18 protein-coding genes and 1 pseudogene are annotated in these 20,825 nt (G+C 69.8%); 8 read left to right on the forward strand and 11 right to left on the reverse strand.

Annotation, left to right across the window (positions count from 1 at the left end; genetic code table 11):
- Positions 1 to 112 precede the first annotated feature (112 nt).
- From EER27_RS15180 to EER27_RS15210, 8 genes and pseudogenes are all read left to right on the forward strand, one after another.
- Positions 113 to 760 (forward strand): CDP-alcohol phosphatidyltransferase family protein, encoded by a 648-nt coding sequence (locus EER27_RS15180; protein ID WP_190285827.1) that lies wholly within the window; start codon positions 113 to 115, stop codon positions 758 to 760.
- Positions 757 to 2,508 (forward strand): bifunctional alpha/beta hydrolase/class I SAM-dependent methyltransferase, encoded by a 1,752-nt coding sequence (locus EER27_RS15185; protein ID WP_123088981.1) that lies wholly within the window; start codon positions 757 to 759, stop codon positions 2,506 to 2,508. The genes EER27_RS15180 and EER27_RS15185 overlap by 4 nt, the downstream gene beginning before the upstream one ends.
- Positions 2,505 to 3,893 (forward strand): phosphatase PAP2/dual specificity phosphatase family protein, encoded by a 1,389-nt coding sequence (locus EER27_RS15190; RefSeq protein WP_123088982.1) that lies wholly within the window; start codon positions 2,505 to 2,507, stop codon positions 3,891 to 3,893. The genes EER27_RS15185 and EER27_RS15190 overlap by 4 nt, the downstream gene beginning before the upstream one ends.
- A complete protein-coding gene (locus tag EER27_RS17180; RefSeq protein WP_190285828.1) occupies positions 3,890 to 4,357 on the forward strand; it encodes a hypothetical protein in 468 nt (155 codons plus the stop codon). Before EER27_RS15190 ends, EER27_RS17180 begins: the two co-directional genes overlap by 4 nt.
- On the forward strand, positions 4,354 to 5,841 hold the full coding sequence (locus EER27_RS15195; protein ID WP_190285829.1) for a TIGR04222 domain-containing membrane protein: 1,488 nt from the start codon (positions 4,354 to 4,356) through the stop codon (positions 5,839 to 5,841). Before EER27_RS17180 ends, EER27_RS15195 begins: the two co-directional genes overlap by 4 nt.
- Positions 5,834 to 6,535 (forward strand): CDP-alcohol phosphatidyltransferase family protein, encoded by a 702-nt coding sequence (locus EER27_RS15200; RefSeq protein WP_425480854.1) that lies wholly within the window; start codon positions 5,834 to 5,836, stop codon positions 6,533 to 6,535. The genes EER27_RS15195 and EER27_RS15200 overlap by 8 nt, the downstream gene beginning before the upstream one ends.
- Positions 6,532 to 7,140, forward strand: a pseudogene (locus EER27_RS15205) (lysophospholipid acyltransferase family protein); the annotation flags it as partial. The gene EER27_RS15200 and the pseudogene EER27_RS15205, both read left to right, overlap by 4 nt.
- Positions 7,141 to 7,289: 149 nt before the next feature.
- On the forward strand, positions 7,290 to 8,234 hold the full coding sequence (locus tag EER27_RS15210; RefSeq protein ID WP_123088985.1) for a phosphatidate cytidylyltransferase: 945 nt from the start codon (positions 7,290 to 7,292) through the stop codon (positions 8,232 to 8,234).
- 50 nt (positions 8,235 to 8,284) lie between these two features.
- Here the strand turns inward: EER27_RS15210 and fis are convergent, their stop codons facing one another.
- From fis to EER27_RS15265, 11 genes are all read right to left on the reverse strand, one after another.
- Positions 8,285 to 8,557: a DNA-binding transcriptional regulator Fis gene (fis, locus tag EER27_RS15215; RefSeq protein ID WP_123088986.1), complete on the reverse strand. Its 273-nt coding sequence runs from the start codon at positions 8,555 to 8,557 to the stop codon at positions 8,285 to 8,287.
- A gap of 150 nt (positions 8,558 to 8,707) precedes the next feature.
- Positions 8,708 to 9,691 carry a DUF3426 domain-containing protein gene (locus EER27_RS15220; RefSeq protein ID WP_123088987.1) on the reverse strand — a complete coding sequence of 328 codons (984 nt, stop codon included), beginning with the start codon at positions 9,689 to 9,691 and terminating at the stop codon, positions 8,708 to 8,710.
- Positions 9,692 to 9,812: 121 nt separating this feature from the next.
- Positions 9,813 to 10,733 (reverse strand): 50S ribosomal protein L11 methyltransferase, encoded by a 921-nt coding sequence (gene prmA / locus EER27_RS15225; RefSeq protein WP_123088988.1) that lies wholly within the window; start codon positions 10,731 to 10,733, stop codon positions 9,813 to 9,815.
- A gap of 117 nt (positions 10,734 to 10,850) precedes the next feature.
- A complete protein-coding gene (locus EER27_RS15230; RefSeq protein ID WP_123088989.1) occupies positions 10,851 to 11,393 on the reverse strand; it encodes a hypothetical protein in 543 nt (180 codons plus the stop codon).
- Between the two features lie 362 nt (positions 11,394 to 11,755).
- Entirely contained in the window at positions 11,756 to 13,123 is a 1,368-nt protein-coding gene (accC, locus tag EER27_RS15235; protein ID WP_123088990.1) for an acetyl-CoA carboxylase biotin carboxylase subunit, read from the reverse strand.
- 67 nt (positions 13,124 to 13,190) lie between these two features.
- On the reverse strand, positions 13,191 to 13,664 hold the full coding sequence (accB, locus tag EER27_RS15240) for an acetyl-CoA carboxylase biotin carboxyl carrier protein (protein WP_123088991.1): 474 nt from the start codon (positions 13,662 to 13,664) through the stop codon (positions 13,191 to 13,193).
- A 55-nt stretch (positions 13,665 to 13,719) separates the two neighbouring features.
- The gene (gene aroQ / locus EER27_RS15245) at positions 13,720 to 14,187 is read right to left on the reverse strand and encodes a type II 3-dehydroquinate dehydratase (RefSeq protein ID WP_123088992.1); all 468 of its coding nucleotides are present in this window, start codon (positions 14,185 to 14,187) and stop codon (positions 13,720 to 13,722) included.
- A gap of 319 nt (positions 14,188 to 14,506) precedes the next feature.
- The gene (locus EER27_RS15250; protein WP_123088993.1) at positions 14,507 to 15,139 is read right to left on the reverse strand and encodes a TlpA family protein disulfide reductase; all 633 of its coding nucleotides are present in this window, start codon (positions 15,137 to 15,139) and stop codon (positions 14,507 to 14,509) included.
- A 22-nt stretch (positions 15,140 to 15,161) separates the two neighbouring features.
- Entirely contained in the window at positions 15,162 to 17,507 is a 2,346-nt protein-coding gene (locus EER27_RS15255) for a protein-disulfide reductase DsbD family protein (RefSeq protein WP_123089015.1), read from the reverse strand.
- Between the two features lie 127 nt (positions 17,508 to 17,634).
- Positions 17,635 to 17,970, reverse strand: coding sequence for a divalent-cation tolerance protein CutA (gene cutA, locus EER27_RS15260; protein ID WP_123088994.1), 336 nt, complete (start codon positions 17,968 to 17,970; stop codon positions 17,635 to 17,637).
- Positions 17,971 to 18,227: 257 nt separating this feature from the next.
- Positions 18,228 to 19,973, reverse strand: a complete 1,746-nt coding sequence (locus EER27_RS15265) for an endonuclease (RefSeq protein ID WP_123088995.1) — start codon at positions 19,971 to 19,973, stop codon at positions 18,228 to 18,230.
- Positions 19,974 to 20,825 lie beyond the last annotated feature (852 nt).

Below are 20,825 nucleotides of genomic sequence, written 5' to 3' on the forward strand. Positions count from 1 at the left end.
GAGGAAACAAGGCGCATTCTCCCGACGCCGCCATCCGCAATTTCCGGACGCGCGGCCAACGGCTAAGCTGCGACGCTGGTCCGCGCTGTGGACAGGCGTCAGGAGCCCGGGATTGGCCTCGATCTACGCATTGAAGGGACGTTTCCAGGCGCTGCTGCGTCCAGCGGTGCGTCGCCTGCACGCGCTGGGGGCCACGGCCAACCAGGTCACCGTGACCGCGGCGCTGCTGTCGCTGGTGGTGGCTGGCCTGGTCTGGTGGCAAGCGCCCCTGCGGCCCTGGGTATTCGCGCTGCTGCCGGTCTGGATGTTTGCGCGCATGGCCTTGAACGCCATCGACGGCATGCTGGCGCGTGAATTCGCGCAGCAGTCGCCGCTGGGCGCCTTCCTCAACGAACTGGGCGACGTGATCGCCGATGCCGCGCTGTATCTGTCGCTGCTGGCGGTGGCGGGCATGGCGGCGTGGCCGCTGTGGCTGCTGGTGTGGCTGGCGGCGTTGAGCGAATACGCCGGCGTGCTGGGCCTGATGGTGGGCGCGCAGCGTCGATACGACGGGCCGATGGGCAAGAGCGATCGCGCGTTCGTGATCGGCACGCTGGGCCTGCTGCTGGCGCTGGGTTTGATCGATGCGATGGCGGTGCAATGGGTGGTGCTGGCGATGGCGGTGCTGTGTGCGTGGACCGTGGTGCGCCGTGTGCGCGCCGGTCTCGCCCAGGCGCGCACCGGCAATGATGTGACGGATCACAGGAGGAGCGGGACTTGAGGGATTTCCAGCAATCGCAGTTCAGCAGTTTCGATGGCGAGCGACTGTTCTACCGGCATTGGCGAGCGCCCGGCGACGGCCCGCGCCGCGCGATCGTGCTGCTGCACCGGGGGCACGAGCATTCCGGCCGCGTCGCGCACCTGGTCGACGAACTCGGCCTCAACGCCTTCGATTTCTTCGCCTGGGACGCGCGCGGCAACGGCCAATCGCCCGGCGCCCGCGGCGATGCGCCGGGCTTCGAAGCGCTGGTGCGCGACCTGGACACGTTCATCGCCCACCTGGGGTCCGCGCACGGGATTGCGATCGAGGATGTCGCGGTGGTCGCGCAGAGTGTCGGTGCGGTGGTCGCCACCACCTGGGCCCACGACTACGCGCCGCGCCTGCGCGCCCTCGTGCTGGCCTCGCCGGCGTTCAAGGTCAAGCTGTACGTGCCGTTCGCCCGACCGCTGCTGGGTTTGATGCAGAAGCTGCGGGGCAACTTCTTCGTCAACAGTTACGTGCGGCCCCAGTGGCTGACCCACGACACGCAGCGCGCTGCCAGCTACGCCAGCGACCCGCTGATCACCCGGCCGATCTCGGTGCGCGTGCTGCTCGGGCTGTACGAGGCCGCCGAGCGCGTAGTCGCCGACGCGCAGGCAATCCACGTGCCGACGCAGTTGCTGGTGTCGGGATCGGACTTCGTCGTGCACCGCGCGCCGCAGGACCGCTTCTACGAGAACCTCGGCGCCGGCATCAAGGAGCGCCACCTGCTGCCGGGCTTCTATCACGACACCCTCGGCGAGGAAGGCCGCGGCGCCGTGGTCGCCAAGGTGCGCGCGTTCCTGCTGGCGCGCTTCGCCCAGCCCGTGCTGCGCCCGCAACTGCTGGACGCGCATGAGCGCGGTCCCAGCTTCGACGAAGCCCAGAAGCTGGCCTGGCCGCCCGAGCGCAACTCGCTGGCCGACCTGCGCTGGCGCGGCGTGCGGGCCGGGTTGCGATTCGGCGGAAGGCTGTCCGACGGCATCGCGCTGGGCCTGGAAACCGGCTTCGATTCGGGCAGCAGCCTGGACTACGTCTACCGCAACCAGGCGCACGGAAAGACGCTGCTGGGCAAACTGGTGGATCGCAACTACCTCGATGCCATCGGCTGGCGCGGCATCCGCGTCCGGCGCGAGCACATCACCGAACTGCTGCGCGAGGCAAAGTCGCGGCTGCGCGCGGCCGGCTTGCCTGTCCACGCGGTCGACATCGCCGCCGGGCACGGCCGCTATGCGCTGGAGGCGCTCGGGCAGGGCCGGGACAGCGCCGATTCGCTGCGGCTGCGCGACTTCAGCGAGCTCAACGTCGAGAAGGGCCGCGCGCTGATCGCCGAACTCGGCGCCAGCGACATCGCCACGTTCGAGCGTGCCGACGCGTTCGACCGCGCCTCGCTGGTCACGCTCGACCCCCGGCCGACGCTGGCGGTGGTGTCGGGCCTGTACGAGCTGTTCCCCGACAACGCGATGGTGCGGCGTTCCCTCGAGGGCCTGGGCGCGGCGGTGCCGGTCGGTGGCTACCTCGTCTACACCGGCCAGCCCTGGCACCCGCAGCTGGAGTTCATCGCACGCGCGCTCACCAGCCATCGTGGTGGCGCGGCGTGGGTCATGCGCCGCCGCAGCCAGGCCGAGATGGACCAGCTGGTACGCGCGGCAGGCTTCCGCAAAGTCGAGCAGCGCATCGACAAATGGGGCATCTTCACGGTGTCGTTGGCGCAGCGGGTCGAGGCATGAGCGACGCCGCGGCCGTGCCATCGGTCAACACGCCGCCGCCCACAGCCGTGCCGTCGGCGCGGCCGTGGAAGCGCGCGATCGCATGGCTGGTACTGCTGGGCCCGCTGTTCTTCCTCAGCTACGGCTGGGCAAATTCGCTGGCGGCGGCGCGCGTGTCGGTACCCAGCGTGGTGTTTGGCTGGGAATCGGCGATTCCGTTCTGGGCCTGGACCATCGTGCCGTACTGGTCGATCGACGCGTTCTACGCCGTCTCGCTGTTCATCTGCCGCGATCGCCGCGAGCTCGATCGCCAGGCGTTGCGGCTGCTGACCGCGCAGTTTGTCGCCGTCACCTGCTTCGTTTTGTGGCCGCTGCGCTTCAGCTTCACGCGACCCGACAGCGACGGCGTGTTCGGTTGGCTGTTCGACGTCTTGCTGGGCTTCGACAAGCCGTTCAACCAGGCGCCGTCGCTGCACATCGTGCTGCTGGTGATCCTGTGGCTGCGCTTCGGTGCGCATCTCCACGGCGTCTGGCGCTGGTGGCTGCACGGTTGGGCGGTGCTGATCGCGGTATCGGTGCTGACGACGTTCCAACACCACTTCTTCGATGTACCCACCGGCCTGCTGGCCGGCTTCCTGTGCGCGTGGTTGTGGCCGATGCGGGTGGACCCGCCGTGGCGCGGCGCGGTCTGGACGCGTGAACGCGCGCGCTGGCGCCTGGCGGCGCTGTACCTGGCCGGCGCGATGTCGCTGGCGCTGCCGGCGGTCGTGTTTTCAGGCGCCGCGTTGTGGCTGCTGTGGCCGGCGGTGTCGTTGTTGCTGGTGGCGACCAACTACGCGCTGCTGGGCGCGTCGGGGTTCCAGAAGCAGGCCGATGGCCGCCTGACGGTCGCGGCGCAATGGCTGTATGCGCCCTACCTGCTGGCGGCGTGGATCAACTCGCGCTGGTGGACGCGGCGCTCGCCCCGGCCGGTGCCGGTGTGCGACGACGTGTGGTTGGGCCGCGTGCCGACGGCAACCGAGCGCGATGGCTTCGACGTGGTGGTGGACCTCGCCGCCGAGCTGCCGTTGGCCGATGCGCGCGCGGACGATGCCGTGCGACCGACGCTCGACTTGATCGCCCCGGCGCCTACGTTGCTGCGGGCGGTGGCGGCCGACATCGAGATCGCGCGAAGCCGGGGCCGGGTGCTGGTGTGCTGCGCGCTGGGGTATTCCCGTAGCGCCTCGGCGGTTGCCGCGTGGCTGTTGCACAGTGGGCGCGCAGCGTCGGTGGAGCTGGCGATCGCGCGCGTCCAGGCAGCGCGACCGGCGGTGGTGCTAGGCGAGCCGCACCGGCAGGCGCTGCAGCTCGCCTTCGACGGCGGCACGCCGATGCACCCTGCCGCCATGCCGGCCTCGTCGAGATGACCACGCGCTTTACGTTGCGCACGATGGCGCTGCTGTTGCGGCAGGGGCGCCGGCTCAACGCGCTGTCATGGCTGCTGCTGGCCCTGGCAGGTGGGTGGCTGGTAATCGCGGCCAGCGGGCAGGGCACGCTCGCAGGCGGGTCGCTGCCATGGCTGCTGGTCAGCGTGAGCGCCGGCCTGTTGCAGCTCTACCACGCAGTACGTGTCGATCTCGATGCCGACCTGCTGGAGGCGCTGTCGGAGGCCGGCGGCGCACCTGGCGGTTCGGACGAAGACGTCGCCGACGCGTCCGCGCGCACGCTCGACGCCAGCCTGCAATCGTTGGGTCTTCAGCCACCCTCTGGTGGCGGACGGGATTGGCGCGCGCGCTGGCGGGGTGCGCGCCGGCTGCTGCTGTGGCAGTCCGCGTGGCTACTGGCCCAATGGGTGTCTGTCGGATTGGCGTTGTGGAGTGCATCGTCGTGAGTGAAGGCCGCAACCAGACTCCGCCCGCCAACTGGACCGCCACGCAGCAGGCGCTGTGGCAGCGGCTTCAGGACTACGACTTCGGCGATCGGAACGACGGGGGAGCGGGCGGTCGCCCGCGTGGTTTCGCGGCACGCCTGGCACACACGCTGGGCTGCTCGCAGGCCAGCGCCGAGTCCGCGTTGATCGAGTACCGCCGGTTCTGCTTCCTGGCCGTGATCGGCAGTCAAGAGGTCACGCCCAGCCGGACCGTCGACGCGGTCTGGCACCTGCACCTCACCGACTCGCGCGAGTACTGGGAGCGGTTCTGCCCGCACGTACTCGGCGTGCCGTTGCACCACCTCGCCAGCGACGGCAGCAGCGCCGATACCACGCGCCATCGTGCGCAGTACCAGGCCACCTGGGACGCCTACCGGATGCACTTCGGCCCGCCGCCGGAGACGTTCTGGCCGCCACCGGAGCGCCACGCGCGCGCGTCGGCGCCGCGCATGCCCCTGAGCCAGGTCTGGCCCGCCCCGGACACGGGCTCGGCATCGCTGCTGGTCTGCGGCGTGCTGATGGCGCTGGTATGGGGCTTCGGCGCGCTGTCCGCAGCCGAGCCGAACCCGCTGGAGTGGCGCGGTGGCTGGTTCCTGCTGTTCCAACTGGTGCTGTCCGCGCTGACGATCGTCGCGGCCAGGCGCCTGCGCCGTGCGCTGCGTGATCGCGGCAGCGTCGGTGTCCAGGCCGAATCGCCAACGCCGGTCGAGCTGGGCTTCCTTGCGCGCGGCGCACCGCGCGCGGCCGACGTCGTGGTCGCCGACCTGCTGCAGCGCGGCGCGCTGCGCGTGGATCTGCCCCGCGACGCGGCCGGGGTGGCGCACCCCGCCACGCGTTCGTGGTTGCGTGCGGCCCACGGTGGTGACGATCTTCCGGTGGAACTGCGCGACGCACTCGCCACGGTGCGCATGGACGAGCGCATCCACAAGGCCTTGACGGCGATCACCGAGTCACAGGAGTCGGTGCGTTCGGCGCTGGAACGCAAGCGACTGCAGTTCGACGCGGGCACCGCCCACGCCTACGCGCTGATGGCCGCCTCGCTGCCGGCGTTCGCGGTGGTGTCGGGCCTGGCCAAGATCGCCATCGGACTGGAGCGCGATCGACCGGTGGGGCTGCTGACCGTGTTGACCACGTTGATGGCGATGGTGGTGGTCGGCTTCGCACGGATACCGGTGTGGCACACGCGCGCCGGTGCCGCGGCCCTGCACCTTGCTTCCAAGCGGGTATCGGGCCGAGCGAACGACGATGACCTGCTGCAACAGGTGGCCTTGGCCGGAACTCCGGTGCTGATCGGCAGTGCCTACGCCGACTACCACCTCGCGCGCACGCCGCCACCGGGCAGCGCTACCAGCGATGGCGTAAGCAGCTGCGGCGGCTCGACCGGTAGCGGCGACGGCGGTGGTGGCGGTTGCGGCGGCGGTGGATGCGGAGGTTGCGGTGGATAAGCGCGCTATCGAAGGACAGGACCCGCACGGCGCCAACGACGCCGGCGTGGATGCGGCGCGCCCCTGGCGCGAGCGCTGGTCGCGCGCCGTGGTGGTGTGGCTGCGTGCGCGTGGCGCCACCCCGAATCGCCTCTCCTGGAGCAGCGTGGTGTTCGCGATGGTTGCCGGCCTGTCGTTGATGCTCGCATTGCGCGAACCGCCGGCCTCGGCGGCGGCATTGCTGGTGATCGCGGCGGTGGCGATGCAGGCCCGTCTGGCCAGCAGTCGCCTCGACGGCTTGCTGGCGACGTACGCCCGGCTGCGCGGACGCGCCGGCGAGGTCTACAACGACGCGCCCGATCGCGCCGCCGACGCGCTGGTGTTCGTCGGTCTCGGCTACGGCTTGGCGCCGACGTTCGCCTGGGGTGTCGACCTGGGATGGGCGGCGGCGTTGCTGGCGCTGTCGACAGCCTACGTGCGCGTTCTCGGCGTGGCCTGCGGCTTGCCCGAGCGCGCCGATGGGCTGATGCCGCGGCGCCGGCGAATGGCGGTGATGAGCGTGGCCGCGTTGATCGCGGCCGTGCTGGTGGGCGTCGGCGAAACCCGGCTCGCGGCATGGGCGCTGGCCGTGGCCACCGCGTTGGTCGCCACCGGCGCGGCGGTGACGGCGGCGTTGCGCCTGCGCGCGATCGTGCACCGCCTGGAGGCGCGATGATCGGTGAACTGATTGCGCGATGCTTCAGTTTCGCCATCCATGCAATCACCGGCGCGCGCGCGTTGTGGCAGGGTTGCACGCCGTCCGCAGAGCACCGGGTCTACTACGGCAATCACTCCAGCCATGGCGACTTCGTGATGATCTGGTCGGCGCTGCCGCCCGCGCTGCGCCGTCGGGTGCGACCGGTCGCGGCGGCAGAGTACTGGCAGGGCGATGCGCTGCGTCGCTACCTGATCCGCTCGGTGTTCAATGGCGTGCTGATCGAGCGCGAGGCGGCCAACCGGCACGCCGATCCCATCCAGGTGCTGTGCGATGCCGTCGATGGCGACAGCTCGTTGATCCTGTTTCCGGAGGGCACGCGCAACCCCGGCGATGGCGTGCTCCCGTTCAAGAGCGGCCTCTACCACCTCGCGCGCAAACGCCCGGAGCTTGAGTTCGTGCCGGTGTGGATCGACAACCTCTCGCGGGTCATGCCCAAGGGCAAATTCCTGCCACTTCCACTGCTGTGCACGGCCACGTTCGGCCGGCCGTTGCGACTGGATTGTCATGAGGACAAGCCGGCCTTCCTGGCGCGCGCGCGCGCGGCGCTGATCGCGTTGGCGCCGCGCGACGGCAACGGCAATGGCAATGACAGCCACGGTGGGTCGGGAGATGGTCACGGCACCGATGGCGGGCCCGCCGGCAACCGCAACAACAATGGGATTGGCGCAAGCACGGCGGCCCACGGTGGCGACAACGGCCAACAGGGCACGCCATGATCGCCGCGATATCCAAGCCGGTGTGGCTGTTTCTCGGCATCGCCGCGGTGCTGTTGGTGGCCACTGCGGTCTCCGAGGTTCTGCGCTGGCGGCTGCACGGCCGGTCCAGCAGCGTGGTCGACAACCTGGTCGCGCGGATCCGCGCGTGGTGGGTGATGGCCCTGGTGGTGGGCATCGCGTTCGCGCTGGGGCGCATTGGCGTGATCGTGTTGTTCGCGCTGGTGTCGCTGTTCGCGTTGCGCGAGTTCATCACCCTCGCGCCCACTCGGCGCGGCGATTACTACGCGCTGCTGGTGGCGTTCTACGTGGTGCTGCCGTGGCAGTACTGGTTGGTCTACATCGACTGGTACGGCATGTACACCTTGCTGATCCCGGTCTACGCGTTCCTGTTGCTGCCGATCCTGTCGACCGCCGGCGGCGACACCACGCGCTACCTCGAACGCACGGCGAAGGTGCAGTGGGGGCTGATGATCTGCGTGTTCTGCATTTCGCACGTGCCGGCACTGCTGAACCTCAAGCTCCGCGGCTACGAGGGCAGCAACCTGCTGCTGATCGCGTTCCTGGTGATCGTGGTGCAATCGTCCGACGTGCTGCAGTACATCTGGGGAAAGCTCGCCGGTCGGCGCCTGGTGGCGCCGCGGCTGTCGCCGTCGAAGACGGTCGAGGGTTTCGTGGGGGGCGTGCTGTCGGCTACCGCACTTGGCGCGGCGCTGTGGTGGATCACGCCGTTCACGCCATGGCAGGCCGCAGCGCTGGCGCTGGTGGCCAACCTGATGGGGTTCTACGGCGGTCTGGTGATGTCGGCGATCAAGCGCGACCGGGGCATCAAGGACTGGGGGCACATGATCGAGGGCCATGGCGGCGTGCTCGATCGTCTCGACTCGGTGTGCTTCGCCGCGCCGGTGTTCTTCCACCTGATCCGGTACTTCTGGAAAGGCTGAGGGCGCGCCGCGGGCGTGACCCGCCACGCGCGGCCGGCACGCGACAGCCGTCAGCCCAGGCCGTAGTCCTTGAGCTTCTTGCGCAAGGTGGCGCGGTGGATGCCGAGCATCGCCGCGGCGCGGCTCTGATTGCCTTCGCAATGCTTGAGCACTTCGACGAACAACGGGATTTCCAGCTCGCGCAGCGCGATCTCGTAGAGGTTCTCGGTGTCGCTGCCGTCCAGATCGCCGAGATAGCGGCGGATCGAGGTCGCTACATGGTCGCGCAGCGGCACCTTGGGGCCTGGGCGGGAGGCGTCGTGGCGGTCGGTGGCGGCGTTCAAGAAATCCCCGAGACATGCGTCGCGGCATGATGGCCAGGCGACGGGAGGGGGAGTCTAGCGCGGCCCGGCGCCGGAAAACATGACGACGGCGTCATCCGTGTCGCGAATTGCGGTGCGGCCGTCGCGACCGCGCATCGGCCGGAGGCGGCCTCATCGGAATTCGAAGGTAAACGCGACGATGCGCGGCCCCGGTTCCAGTACCTCGAACTGCACCGTGGCGCTCTGCCCGGGGGCCAACGTGGTCGGCCCGTCGCCTTTGCGGTACTCGCTGGCGGTGAACTCGCGTGCGCCGACGGTGCGGCCGTCGATATCGGTCAGGCTCAGCAACAGCGTCGGCCAGGCCTGCGGCCATTGCGCGTCGTTGCGGAAACTCGCGTCGACACGCAACACCCCGGGACGCCCGGCGGGACGAACGCTGCGGTCGAGCATCGCGATGGCGGTGGGCTCGCGCCAATCCGGAATCGCGCAGCCCAGCGCGCCGCAGACCCTGCTGATCAGCGGCCGCCAGCGCGCGTCGGCGGCGAGTTCGGCACGTTGCGCCAGCAGCAGCTGCAGGCCGAGCGCCAGCGTCAGCGCGGCCACCGCAACGCGCATTGGCCAGCGCCGGCCGTGCGCGTGTCGGGCCTGCGCGCGACGCGCGAAGCTCGGCGCGTGATGGCGTCGCGGACGCGGTCCGGGGGACGCATCGCTTGCGACCGGCGGCGTCGCGCTCGCTGCGGCGGCCGCGACGTCGGCACCGGTGCCCTCGACCACCGCACCGTCGGTGCCGGTCGTATCGGTCGGTACGCCCGATGGCGCTGTGGATGATGTTTCAGGCGACAACGTTGCCGCGTCGGTCGTTACCGCATCGCCGGCGACCGCCTCAACCGACGCGTTCGTGCCGGAGCTGGCGTCAACGTCGCCCGGTCCGCCGTGGCCGGCCGTGGCGTCAAGCTGCTCGGAGATCGGTGGCTCGGTCTCTACCGACGGCGCATCCCGTTCGTCCCCGGACACCGCGGCGTCCGTCGTGACGTCGTCGAGTGCCGCAGGCGACGCCTGCACCGCGCCCTTGCAACGAGGGCACAACGGCGCACGGCCATCTTGATGGGCGATCAGGGCGACCAGGAAGCCGCAGTGTGGGCAGGCGAGGAACATGCGACGAGTGTAAGCGGGCGTTCACGGAACGGGGAGGGGCCGTGACCCGGCACGCGATCCCGACGGCGTGCCACGCGAACGCGCGGCACCGTCCGGTCGAGGGCGATCCGGGTGCGGAGGCTTAGTGGCGGCGCACGCCGTCGATGCGGATCCAGTCGTCGAGTCGCTCGACCTGCAGCTGCTCGAACGCATGCTCGTAGGACAACAGCACCTCGTCCTCCTGGCCCGCCAGGATGCCCGACAGCGCGATGCGGCCGCCCGGTGCGACGCGCGCGGCGAGGGTGTCGGCCAGCGCGATCAGCGCCGAGGCGAGGATGTTGGCGACCACCACCGGGTAGGTGGCGGGCGTCTCGTCGCCGGGCAGGCAGACCGCGAGACGGTCGCCGACGCCGTTGCGCTCGGCGTTGTCGTGCGTGGCCAGCAGCGCCTGCGGGTCGTTGTCGATGCCCAGCGCCGAGTCGGCACCGAGCTTGAGCGCGGCCAGCGCGAGGATGCCGGAGCCGCAACCGAAGTCGAGCACGCGCGCACCGCGCAGCACGCCTTCGTCGGCCAGCCCATCCAGCCACTGCAGGCACAGCGCCGTGGTCGGATGGGTGCCGGAGCCGAACGCCAGTCCCGGATCGAGTCTGACCACCGCCGCGTCGGCGGCATCGGCGCCTTCGGGCAGCGGGTGGTTCCACGGCACGATCCAGGTGCGATGACCGAACTGCAACGGCGCGTACTGGTCCATCCACGCCCGTTCCCAGTCCTGGTCCTCGACCTGGCGGAACTGCGCCCGTGACCAGTCCAGCTCGACGTCGACCGCCGCCAGCGCATGCAGCAGCAGTTGCTCGGGCGTCTCGGCCGGAAACAGCGCGGTCAGCACCATCTCGCCCCACAGCGGCGTCTCGCCGACCCCGGGTTCGAAGATCGCCTGCTCGTCGGGTGCATCGGCGTGCGCGTCGGCCAGGGTGATTGCCAGTGCGCCGACATCCTCCAGCGCGTGCTCGTAACGCGGCTGCTGGATTTCGCTGCAAGGCAGGGTGAGTTCGAGAAAGGGCATCGCGTGGGCCGGCCGGCAGGTTGGGGCCGCAATTATGGACCGCCGCCGGGCACCCGCCACCCGGCACCCCAGGGCGAGCGCGGGCCGGTTCGTGCGCCGCCGCCTCCGGCCGCGGCGTCAGCGGCAGCCTTCGCCGTGCATCGCCGCGTCGGGCAGACCCGCGCGCAGGGCGTTGACCTTACCGTCGTGCACCTCGAAGACCAACGCGTGGCGGCGATCGGTGGAGGTCACGGTGTATCGGGTGGGTGGGCCGTCCGCGCCGACTCGGACCAGGCTGCGGCCGTAGAGCCGCCTCAGCTGTGCCTCTGGCGTGCCGATGCGCGCACCAGCGGCTGTCGCGATCGAGTCGTCGTCCAATTCGATGCGGGTCATCACCAGGTCCTCGAACATCACCACCACGGCACTGCCGTTGATGCGGCTGCGATGGCAGGCGAGGAAGTCCGTCGTCTGGCCGTCCGGCGTGGGCTCGTCGGCGAGGGCGAGGCCGAGCGCGGTGAGCTGCTCTTCGCGCATGCCCACCCGCACCGCGCCGAGGCGGTCCGCTGCCAGCACCTGGCCATCGATGGCCGGGTTGGGCCCGGTGGCCTCGGCAGGCGTGGCAAAGGCGAGCGGCGGCAGGAGCAGCAGCGCGGCGATGGCGAAGGACTTGGGGCGTGCCATCACTCACTCCAGGCGAGTGCGCGAATGTAGCGCAGGCCCCCCGGGGCACCAACCTCGCGGGATCGACAGTGGTCGCACAGGCGGGTTCGTAGTGGGGTGGGTTGCGCGGCGACTTCCGGTCGCGTTGCCCGCGGGCCACGGCAGGCACGGGAGATCCAAGGCTGGTGCTGGCGCCGACGTCCGGGCGCACGACCCGGCATCGCGCCGGGCGCCGGTGGGGCCGACGGTAGCTCGCGGCGAGGTGCCCGCGGCGAGGTGCCGCGGCCCCGCTGGCGCGAGATGCGCGCCAGCGGGTGGTTACGCGTTCGCGCAGCGGCGGCGCCGTTGTGCGGCGCGCGCGCTCCCGCGCGGGCAATTCGGGCTTAGACGATCGAGATCGTCTTTTCCTTCTGTTCCTTGAGCCGCTTTTCCAGGTAGTGGATGTTCTGCCCGCCCTGCTGGAATCCCACGTCGGCGAGGATGCGCTGCTGCAGCGGGATGTTGGTCTTGATGCCGTCGACGACCATCTCGCTCAGCGCCACGCGCATGCGTGCAATCGCGGTCTCGCGGTCCGGACCGTGCACGATCAGCTTGCCGATCATCGAGTCGTAGTTCGGCGGAACGCGATAGCCCTCGTAGATGTGGCTGTCGACGCGCACGCCGGGGCCGCCCGGGGCGTGGAAATGCTGGATCAGGCCCGGGCAGGGCATGAAGGTGTCCGGGTCCTCGGCATTGATGCGGCACTCGATCGCGTGGCCTTCCAGGACAATGTCTTCCTGCTTCAGCGACAGCTTGTGGCCGGCGGCGATCATCAGCTGCTCACGCACCAGGTCGATGCCGGTGACCATCTCGGTGACCGGGTGCTCGACCTGGATGCGGGTGTTCATCTCGATGAAGTAGAAGCGGCCGTTTTCGTACAGGAACTCGAACGTGCCGGCGCCGCGGTATCCGATGCGCACGCAGGCCTCGGTGCAGACTCGGCCGATCTCGGCACGTTGCTCCGGGGTGATGCCAGGTGCCGGCGCTTCTTCGACCACCTTCTGGTGGCGACGCTGCATCGAGCAGTCGCGCTCGCCCAGGTGGATCGCGTTGCCCTGGCCGTCGGCGAGGACCTGGATCTCCACATGACGCGGGTTCTCCAGGAACTTCTCCATGTAGACCATGTCGTTGCCGAACGCGGCCTTGGCCTCGGCCTTGGTCGTGGCGATGGCGTTGATCAGCGCGGCCTCGGTGTGGACCACGCGCATGCCGCGACCGCCGCCGCCGCCGGCCGCCTTGACGATCACCGGGTAGCCGATCTCACGGGCGATCTTGGTGTTGGTGGCCGCGTCGTCGCCCAGCGGACCGCCGCTGCCGGGCACGCACGGCACGCCGGCTTCCTTCATCGCCCGGATGGCTTCGACCTTGTCGCCCATCAGGCGGATCGTGTCGGCCTTCGGGCCGATGAAGATGAAGCCCGATTCCTCGACGCGCTCGGCGAAGTCGGCGTTCTCCGACAGGAAACCGTAGCCGGGGTGGATGGCCTGGGCGTCGGTCACTTCGGCCGCCGCGATCAGCGAGGCCATGTTGAGGTAGCTGTCGGTGGATGGCGCCGGGCCGATGCAGACCGACTCGTCGGCCATCGCAACGTGCTTGAGGTTGCGGTCGACGGTGGAGTGCACCGCGACGGTACGGATGCCCAGGGCGTGGCACGCGCGCAGGATGCGCAGCGCGATCTCGCCTCGGTTGGCGATGACGACTTTATCGAGCATGAGGAGTTCCGGGACTCGGGTTTCTGCGAAACGGGACCCGGACCACGTCCGGCGTCCTGCTCATGATTCAGCCGATCACGAACAGCGGCTGGTCGAACTCGATCGGCTGGCCGCTCTCGGCCATCACCTTGAGCACCGTGCCGGACACGTCGGCCTCGATGGGATTGAACATCTTCATCGCTTCGATGATGCCCAGCGTGTCGCCGGCCTTGACGGTCTGGCCGACGGTCACGAACGCCGGCTTGTCCGGTGCCGGCGACGCGTAGAACGTGCCGACCATCGGCGCGCGCACGACGTGGCCATCGGGCAGGTCATTGGCGGGCTTGGCATGGCCGCCGGTGGCCGCCTCGGTGGGCGAGTGCATCGGCATCGGCGCGGCGTGCGCGACCGGGGCGTGGTGCATGGGCTGCGGTGCCATGGTGAAGCTGCCCTTTGGCGTGCGGGCCAGGCGCACCGATTCCTCGCCTTCCTTGATCTCGATTTCGGCGAGGTTGGATTCCTCGAGCAGGTCGATCAACTTCTTGATTTTGCGCAGGTCCATGGACGGGCCTCTGGTTGGTCCCGGCGTGCCGGGGCGTGATGCGGAAGGAAAAGGGTCAGGACGTCCGGGCGCTGGTCGCGGCCTGCCGGTCGAGCCAGGCAAGCGCGGCGTCCAGGCCATAGCGGTAGCTGCCATCGCCGAAGCCGCAGACCACGCCCAGGGCGAGATCGCTGACGTAGCTGTGGCGGCGGAACGGTTCACGCGCGTGCGGATTGGACAGGTGGATCTCGATGAACGGCACCTGCACTGCGGCCAACGCGTCGCGGATCGCCACGCTGGTGTGGGTGAAGGCGGCCGGGTTGATCAGGATGATCGCGGTGCCGTCGTGGCGGGTGGCCTGGATGCGGTCGACGAGCACGTGCTCGGCGTTGGATTGCAGGCATTCCAGCTGGTGGCCCGCGCGCCGCGCGCCGTCGCGCAGGGCGTCGTCGATCTCGGCCAGCGTGGTGCGGCCGTAGTGCGCCGGCTCGCGGTCGCCGAGCAGGTTGAGGTTGGGGCCGTGCAGGACCAGAAGCTTCGCCATTCCTGTGACCGGCATCGCTGGAAAGGCCGGGAGTGTGCTTGATGGCCGGGAGGGTGTCCAGACGTTCGCCGGCATTTCGGCGAAGTTACAGTGATTTAAACGATTGTTTGAGTTTGGGCTCTAGCCCGACCAGCCACCCGTACCAAGGCTTCGAGCGGCCACGGATTGGCGACCCGCGCGGCTCCGCAAGGTCCGGCGCCATGCGGCGAATGGCTCGAAATGCCGGCCGATGGCCGGGACGGCCCGTCGCGACCGCTCCAGGTGCGCATGCGCAATGGGTACCGGATGGCCTGGCGCAGTACCGGCCGCGCCCGCGGTCTTACCGGGTCACGCCGCCTGTCGGCGTTCCTGTCGGCGTCCCTGCCCAGCCCTCGATCTCGCCATGTTCGAACGGGCCGATCCGCTGCTTCACCAGGCGGCCGTCGGCGTCCACCAGCACCGAGTACGGCAGCACGCCCTTGGGATTTCCCAGGCGGACGCTGCTGTCGGCGGGGCCCGCCACGTCGAGCAGGATCGGGTAGCGCACCGGCACGCGCTGCAGGAAGGCACGCGCCGCGGCGGCATCATCGAGCGCGATACCGACCACTTGCACGCCGTTCGCACCCTGGGTGGCGGCGTAGCGGTCGAGTTCCGGCATCTCGGCGATGCAGGGGCCGCACCAGGTGGCCCAGATGTTGATCAGCATTGGCCGGCCGGCGTAAGCGGCTGGCAGCGCGACCGGGCGGCCGTCCAGGGACGGAAGCTGCAGTGCCGGCACGATCTTGCCGCGTTGGGCGACCGTCAATCCGGGCGGTGGCTCGGGTGCGTTGCTGGCAATCACGGTCTGCAGCACACGCTGCCCGATCTCGCTGCGCAGCAGCGGTCCCGGGCCGGAGCTGAGCAGGCTGGCGGCCACGCCCAACAACCCGGCCACCACGGCAATGGCGACGATCCTGCCGGTGGTGACTTTCATGGGGAGGCCGTCAAGTCGTGGCTCACGGTACAGCGCCGGCGGCTTCGGCCAACGCGGCGTGGACCAGGCCGGGCGTCAGCACAGTGGGCAGCACCCGGCCGTCGCCGCCGGCGCGCGGGTAGACCACGTACAACGGCACCCCGACGGCCTGGTGGCGCTGCAGGTAGGCGGTGAGCGCGGGATCGACATCGGTCCAGTCACCCACCATGTACACCGCGTCCGCCGCGGCCAGCGCGTCGCGGAAGCCCGAACGCGCAAACACCGCCTTCTCGTTGGCCTTGCAGGTCACGCACCAGTCGGCAGTCATGTTGACGAACACCACGCGTCCGGAAGCGCGCAGGTCGGCGAGCTTCTGCTCGGAAAACGGCACGGCCACCAGCCCATCGTGGGTCGGTGCGGCAGCGGTGGTGGTCGGTCGCGGCAGCTGCTGGATGGCGCGCAGGGGAAGCGCCATCGCCACGACGGCGAGCACCGCGACCGGCATCGCCCAGCGTCCGCTGCCCCGGTGCGAACGCGTCCACGCCCAGGCGGCAAACGCCACCAGCACAGCCGCCACCAGCCACCAGCCGATCGCATCGGCACCGCGCTGTCGGCCCAGCACCCAGGCCAGCCACGCTGCCGTGAGGTAGAGCGGGAACGCCAGCAATTGCTTGAGCGTCTCCATCCACGCCCCCGGGCGCGGCAGCAGGCGCGCCAGCGCCGGCACGAAGCCGACCAGCAGGAACGGCAGCGCCAGGCCCAGCCCGAGGGCGACGAACACGGCCATCCCCAACGCGGTTGGCGCAGTGAACGCCCAGGCCAGCGCGGCGCCCATGAACGGCGCGGTGCACGGCGTGGCAACGACCACCGCCAGGACGCCGGTGAAGAAATCGCCGGCGGGGCCGTGCCGGGTGGTCAACGCGTGGCCAGCGCCGGTCCAGCGACCGCCGACGTGCCAGACACCGGACATGCTCAACGCCAGGGCGAACATCAGCAGCGCCAACAACGCCACGACCAATGGCTGCTGCAACTGGAAGCCCCATCCCAGCGCCAGGCCCGCCTCGCGAAGACCCAGCGCAATCGCGCCCAGCGCCATGAAGCTCAACAGCACGCCGGCGGTGTACCAAAGCGCGCCGCTGCGCGCGCGGACCGGATCCTGCCCATTGCCGGCCAGCGACAGCGCCTTCAGCGACAGCACCGGAAGCACGCACGGCATCAGGTTCAGCACCAGTCCGCCGAGCAGGGCGAACAGCAATGCCGACAGCGGGCCGAGGTTGCTGCCGCGCGGCGCCGCCGAGGACTCGGCGGTTTCGGCGACGGTGGTCGGGCGGGTGGTCGCTGCCGCCGGCGTCGAAGCGACGGAAGCGGCGGGGTCGGCCTGGACCAGGTTGGGCAGATCACCGCTTGCGGGGGCCGCAGGTGCGGCGCCGGGCATGGGGGCGCCCTGCGCGGTGCTCGCGGCAGTGGCCACCGCCAGCGCGCCGGCGTCCGCCGGTGCCACGGGCGTGGTGACCTTGCCGCGCGGCAGGGCCAGCTCGATCGTGCGGGTCATCGGCGGGTAGCAGATGCCGTCGGTCTGGCAGCCCTGGAAGCCGGCGGTCAAGTGGATCGTCGCGGCGTCGGCCCGGTTGCGCAGCAGCGGCAACGGCAGTTCGATCTGGTCGAAATACACGGTGACATCGCCAAAATGCTCATCGCGATGCGATTTGCCGGCCGGCCAACGCGGCTGGCCGATGCCAATGCCCGCACGCGTCGCGGCGGCATCCAGGCGGAACGAAGTCTTGTCGCGGTACAGGTAGTAGCCGCGTGCCGGCGTCAGGCGAAGCAGCAGCGTGTTGCCGTCGCCGGCGATGGCCTCGAAGTTGAAGGCTTGTTCCGCTGGCAGTGGCAGCGCATCAAAGCCACCGCCGCGGTTGCCCAACAGCCCGCCTCCGATCGCGTTGCTGCGCAGGCCGCCGCTGTTGGGCAGCGACATGCCCGACCCGACACCGGCAGTGTCGCCGGTTGCCGGCAAGGCGACGGTGACCTTGCGAGTCTGCGGTGGGTAGCAGATTCCCGCGTCCGCGCAGCCTTGGTATTTGATCGTCAGCACCGTGCTCGCGGCGTTCGCCTGTCCCGGCAGGGTCGCGTCGAGGCGGCCGCGGTAGGTTTCCACGCGCCCGAAGAATTCATCGTCGTGCGCTTCGCCGGCTGGTAGTTGCAGCGCCTGTGCGGTGAACCCGGCATCGGCCTGCACCGACGTGCGGTGGCGATACAGGTAGTAGCCGTCGGTGATCTTCCACTGCACGGCGATCTTCCCCGCACCGGCGGGTTGAACGCTCAGCACGAAGGCCTGGTCGACCGGGAGCAGGTCGTCGACGTTCGCCGCCAGGCTGGGCATCGCGGCCATCGCCAGCAGCGACGCCAGAAGCGCGCGCGCGCCGCGGGCGGCAAGGCCGGGCGCCTGCGGATGGGCGGTGAGGGGGGCGCGGAAGGGCAAACGGGCGGCGCGATCGCGCCACGACAGGCTGGGGGTGTCAGTCATGGTCTCGGGTCTGTTCGGCCACCCAGTCCAGGTAGGGGGTGAGGCCGCCGCGGCTTTCGACCGCAAGAATTTCCGGCAGTTCATACGGATGCAGAGCCTGCAGGCGCGCGGTCAGCGCATCGAGGCGGTCGGCGGTGGTCTTGATCAGCAACTGCACCTCGGTGCTGCGCTCGGTCAAACCCTGCCAGCGGTAGACCGAGCGGACGCCCGGCAGCGCGCTGACGCAGGCGGCCAGGCGCTCGTCGACCAGCGCCGCTGCAATCGCATCGGCGCTGGCGTCGTCGGGGCAGGTGCTGAACACCAGGAGGGGCTTCCGGGGATCGGGCATGCCGCGCAGTTTAGCGTCCGCGGCCGTGTCGGATCGGGTCGGCCGGCCAAGAGTGCCGGCTGGCCTCGTTGACAGGGATCTCGTGGGAAGCCCGTCGATGCCGCGGCGGCATCTCGGCGGACGCGTGCCGAACCCGGAGCGCGGTGCCCAGAGCCGGACCACGACGCTCTCGCTTCCGGGCAGGCCGGTCGATGGGAGGGTGGCCTGCCGGTTCGACGCGGCGGCCACCCTCACTTCAGCGCGACAGCCCGATCAAATCAGGGAATCAGCTGGCAGCTGGCCGGCTTGACCGAGGTGAACAACGCCGTGCTCGCCCATTCGGGGTGATCGATGAACGGGTTGCGGTTGCCCTGGAAGCTGAAGATCACCTCGTTGCGCTCGCGCTCGGCGGCCGTCGGCGGGTCGGCCTGGTGCCAGGCCAGCAGGGTCGACATCAAGCCCATGTAGGCCGGCGACGACGAGGTGCCGACGATCCGGCTGCGGTCGTCGGTCAGTTCGAGGTCTGGCTCGGACTGGTTGGTGTTGACGTCGCGACCGCCTTCGTAGCGGATCGCCATGTACATCACCGCGCGCGCCATGTCGCCGCGGCGCGTGCCCCAGACCTCGAACGAATTGCTGTTCACCCAGTTCGAGTGGCCCGGGTAGGTGCCGCTGCCGCCACCGCTGCCGTTGTTGGCCTCGGTGCTGCGCTCGCCACACTGCGCCGACACCGGACAGTTGGCGTACGGCTTGTTGCCGCGGTCGGCGTTGTAGGCCGCATCGGTCAGGTACAGCATGTGGGTGTCGGTGTACGGCGCGTACGGCAGGCCGAGGTCGCCGCTGGTGCTTGGAAAGCCCAGCGAATTGGGCCAGCTGTGCTCGCGGTTGTACTTCAACCCGGAGCCACTGCCCGCACGGTCGGTGACCTTGAGATAGCTGCGGTTGCGGTAGGCATCGAGAATGCGGCCGGCGTTGTTGGGGTCCTCGTCGGCGATCTCCAGGATGGTCCAGGTGTTGGTGGTGCCGCCGCTGTACGGGTAGGCGGTGTGGCCACGAATGGCCTGGTGCAGCGAGCAGCGCAACTGGCTGGGGCTGGAGGTGTTGACGTGCGAGTAATAGCCGCCGCTGCTGCCGGCGGCGACGTTGAAGGCGACCAGCTTGTCCTGCGCAGGATGCGCGCCACCGCTGTCGCTGACCTTGGCCGCGACGACCGTCAACGTGCAGGCTTCGCCGGCGTGCAACGCGCTGTTGGTCGAGACGGTGAAGCTGCTGCCGCTGCTGGCGTGGCTGAGTGCCACGGACCCCGACTGTGCGCACTGCAGGACGAAGGCGCCGCTGGTCAGCGACACCGATTCACTGAAAGCGACGCCCAGGTCGCCGGCGGCCGGGAAATCGGTGGCGCCATTGGCGGGCAGGGTGGAGGTGATCGTCGGTGGGGGGTTCGCGGTGCCGGTGAAGGTCTGGGCGTTGTTGCAGCTGCCGAACGTCTGCGAAGCCGACGGCTTCCAGGTGAAGTGAGCGGGGCTGCTGCCGGTGCCGCCCAGCTGCAGCGAGGTGTTCACTGCCGTGGAGCCCGATTCGGCGACCGGGAGATTGCTGCTGGTGAGTCCGGCGGCGGGGCCGCTGCTGGCGGTAACGGCACCTTCGTAGCTCAGGAACTGCACGACGGCGCCGCTGGCGTTGACCAGGGCGATCGCATCGTTGCTGCCGTTCTGGATCCCGTTGCTGGGGTAGCTGAGGGTTGCCACGCGCACGCTGCCGCCGCAGGTCAGCAGGCTGCCGGTCGGCACCGGATCGTTGTCGTAGCTGGTCGCCGCGCTCGGGGTGGCGCCGTTGTAGAGATAGACGCGGTAGCCCGACAGGCTTTCGCCGGCCGTGGCCACCACCTCGATGCGCTCGCCGACGTCGCCGCTGGCGGTGGCGTCGTCGTAGTGGATTTCGTTGATGAACACCGCGGCGTTCGCGGTACCGCCGACGAGCGACAGTGCGCAGGCCAGCGGGAGGATGAGGATCTTGCGGTGCATCAATGGCTCCTTGCCTTGCTGGCAGTGGCTGAATCAATAGTCTGCTGGGGGCATGTGACAGCGGCCCGAGAGCGCGGGCCGTCACCCGGGCGTGGCCGTACGCCACCCCACGGCGGCCGAGCATCGCGTATTCCCGTCGCCGACGCAGGTCGCTTGGGCGCCGGCGGAGATCGATCCGGGCGCGTGACAGGTTGCCAGCGAACCGGCCGATGCCCGGCCCAGCAAGCGTCAGGGTGCCCGCGGCGCGTCCCGCTGGACATCCGCCTGGCTGGCCAACGGCTGGCCAAATGGGACCGGCGATGCTGCACTGCGCAACGTCTGCGCTTGTCGGTTTCGCCCACGGCTTCGATCCGTCTGGGGCAAGGACCGCCTCGTCCGAGCCGGTGCGAATGGTGGTCGCGCCTGACGGCGGCGGGCGCCATCCGGGGGCGCGCCGTTCGCAGGAGTGCTGCGCCTTCGGGCCCAATCCCGGGTCTCGATACGGGAGTGACTCGTGATCCCAAGCCGCTGGCATATTGCGGCTGTACATAGGGAAAGCAGTCGAAAAGTATTTCGTCAAAGTGTGACGTACGTCACATAAATACAGGAGTGGGGCCGCACGTCTTGGTGGAAAAGGTGACGCGATCGGTCCAAGATTGCCATTGGCCGGCAGGATGCCGGTTCGACATGAGGTCTGGGTCAGGGGAGGGGCGCACGGTTGCGCCAAGCTGAGGGATAGCCATCTCCGTACCGGAAAGAGCGCGCCCCAAGGGGCGCGCTCTTTCTTTATGTACGTCCCCGCGGGACCGATCCGGGCATCTGTCGCAGGCGTGGTTTCCACCGGGTGGCGACGCCCTGGAGCAGAACCGTGGG

The sequence above is a fragment of the Montanilutibacter psychrotolerans genome (assembly GCF_003719825.1).
Taxonomy (GTDB): Bacteria; Pseudomonadota; Gammaproteobacteria; order Xanthomonadales; family Xanthomonadaceae; genus Montanilutibacter; species Montanilutibacter psychrotolerans.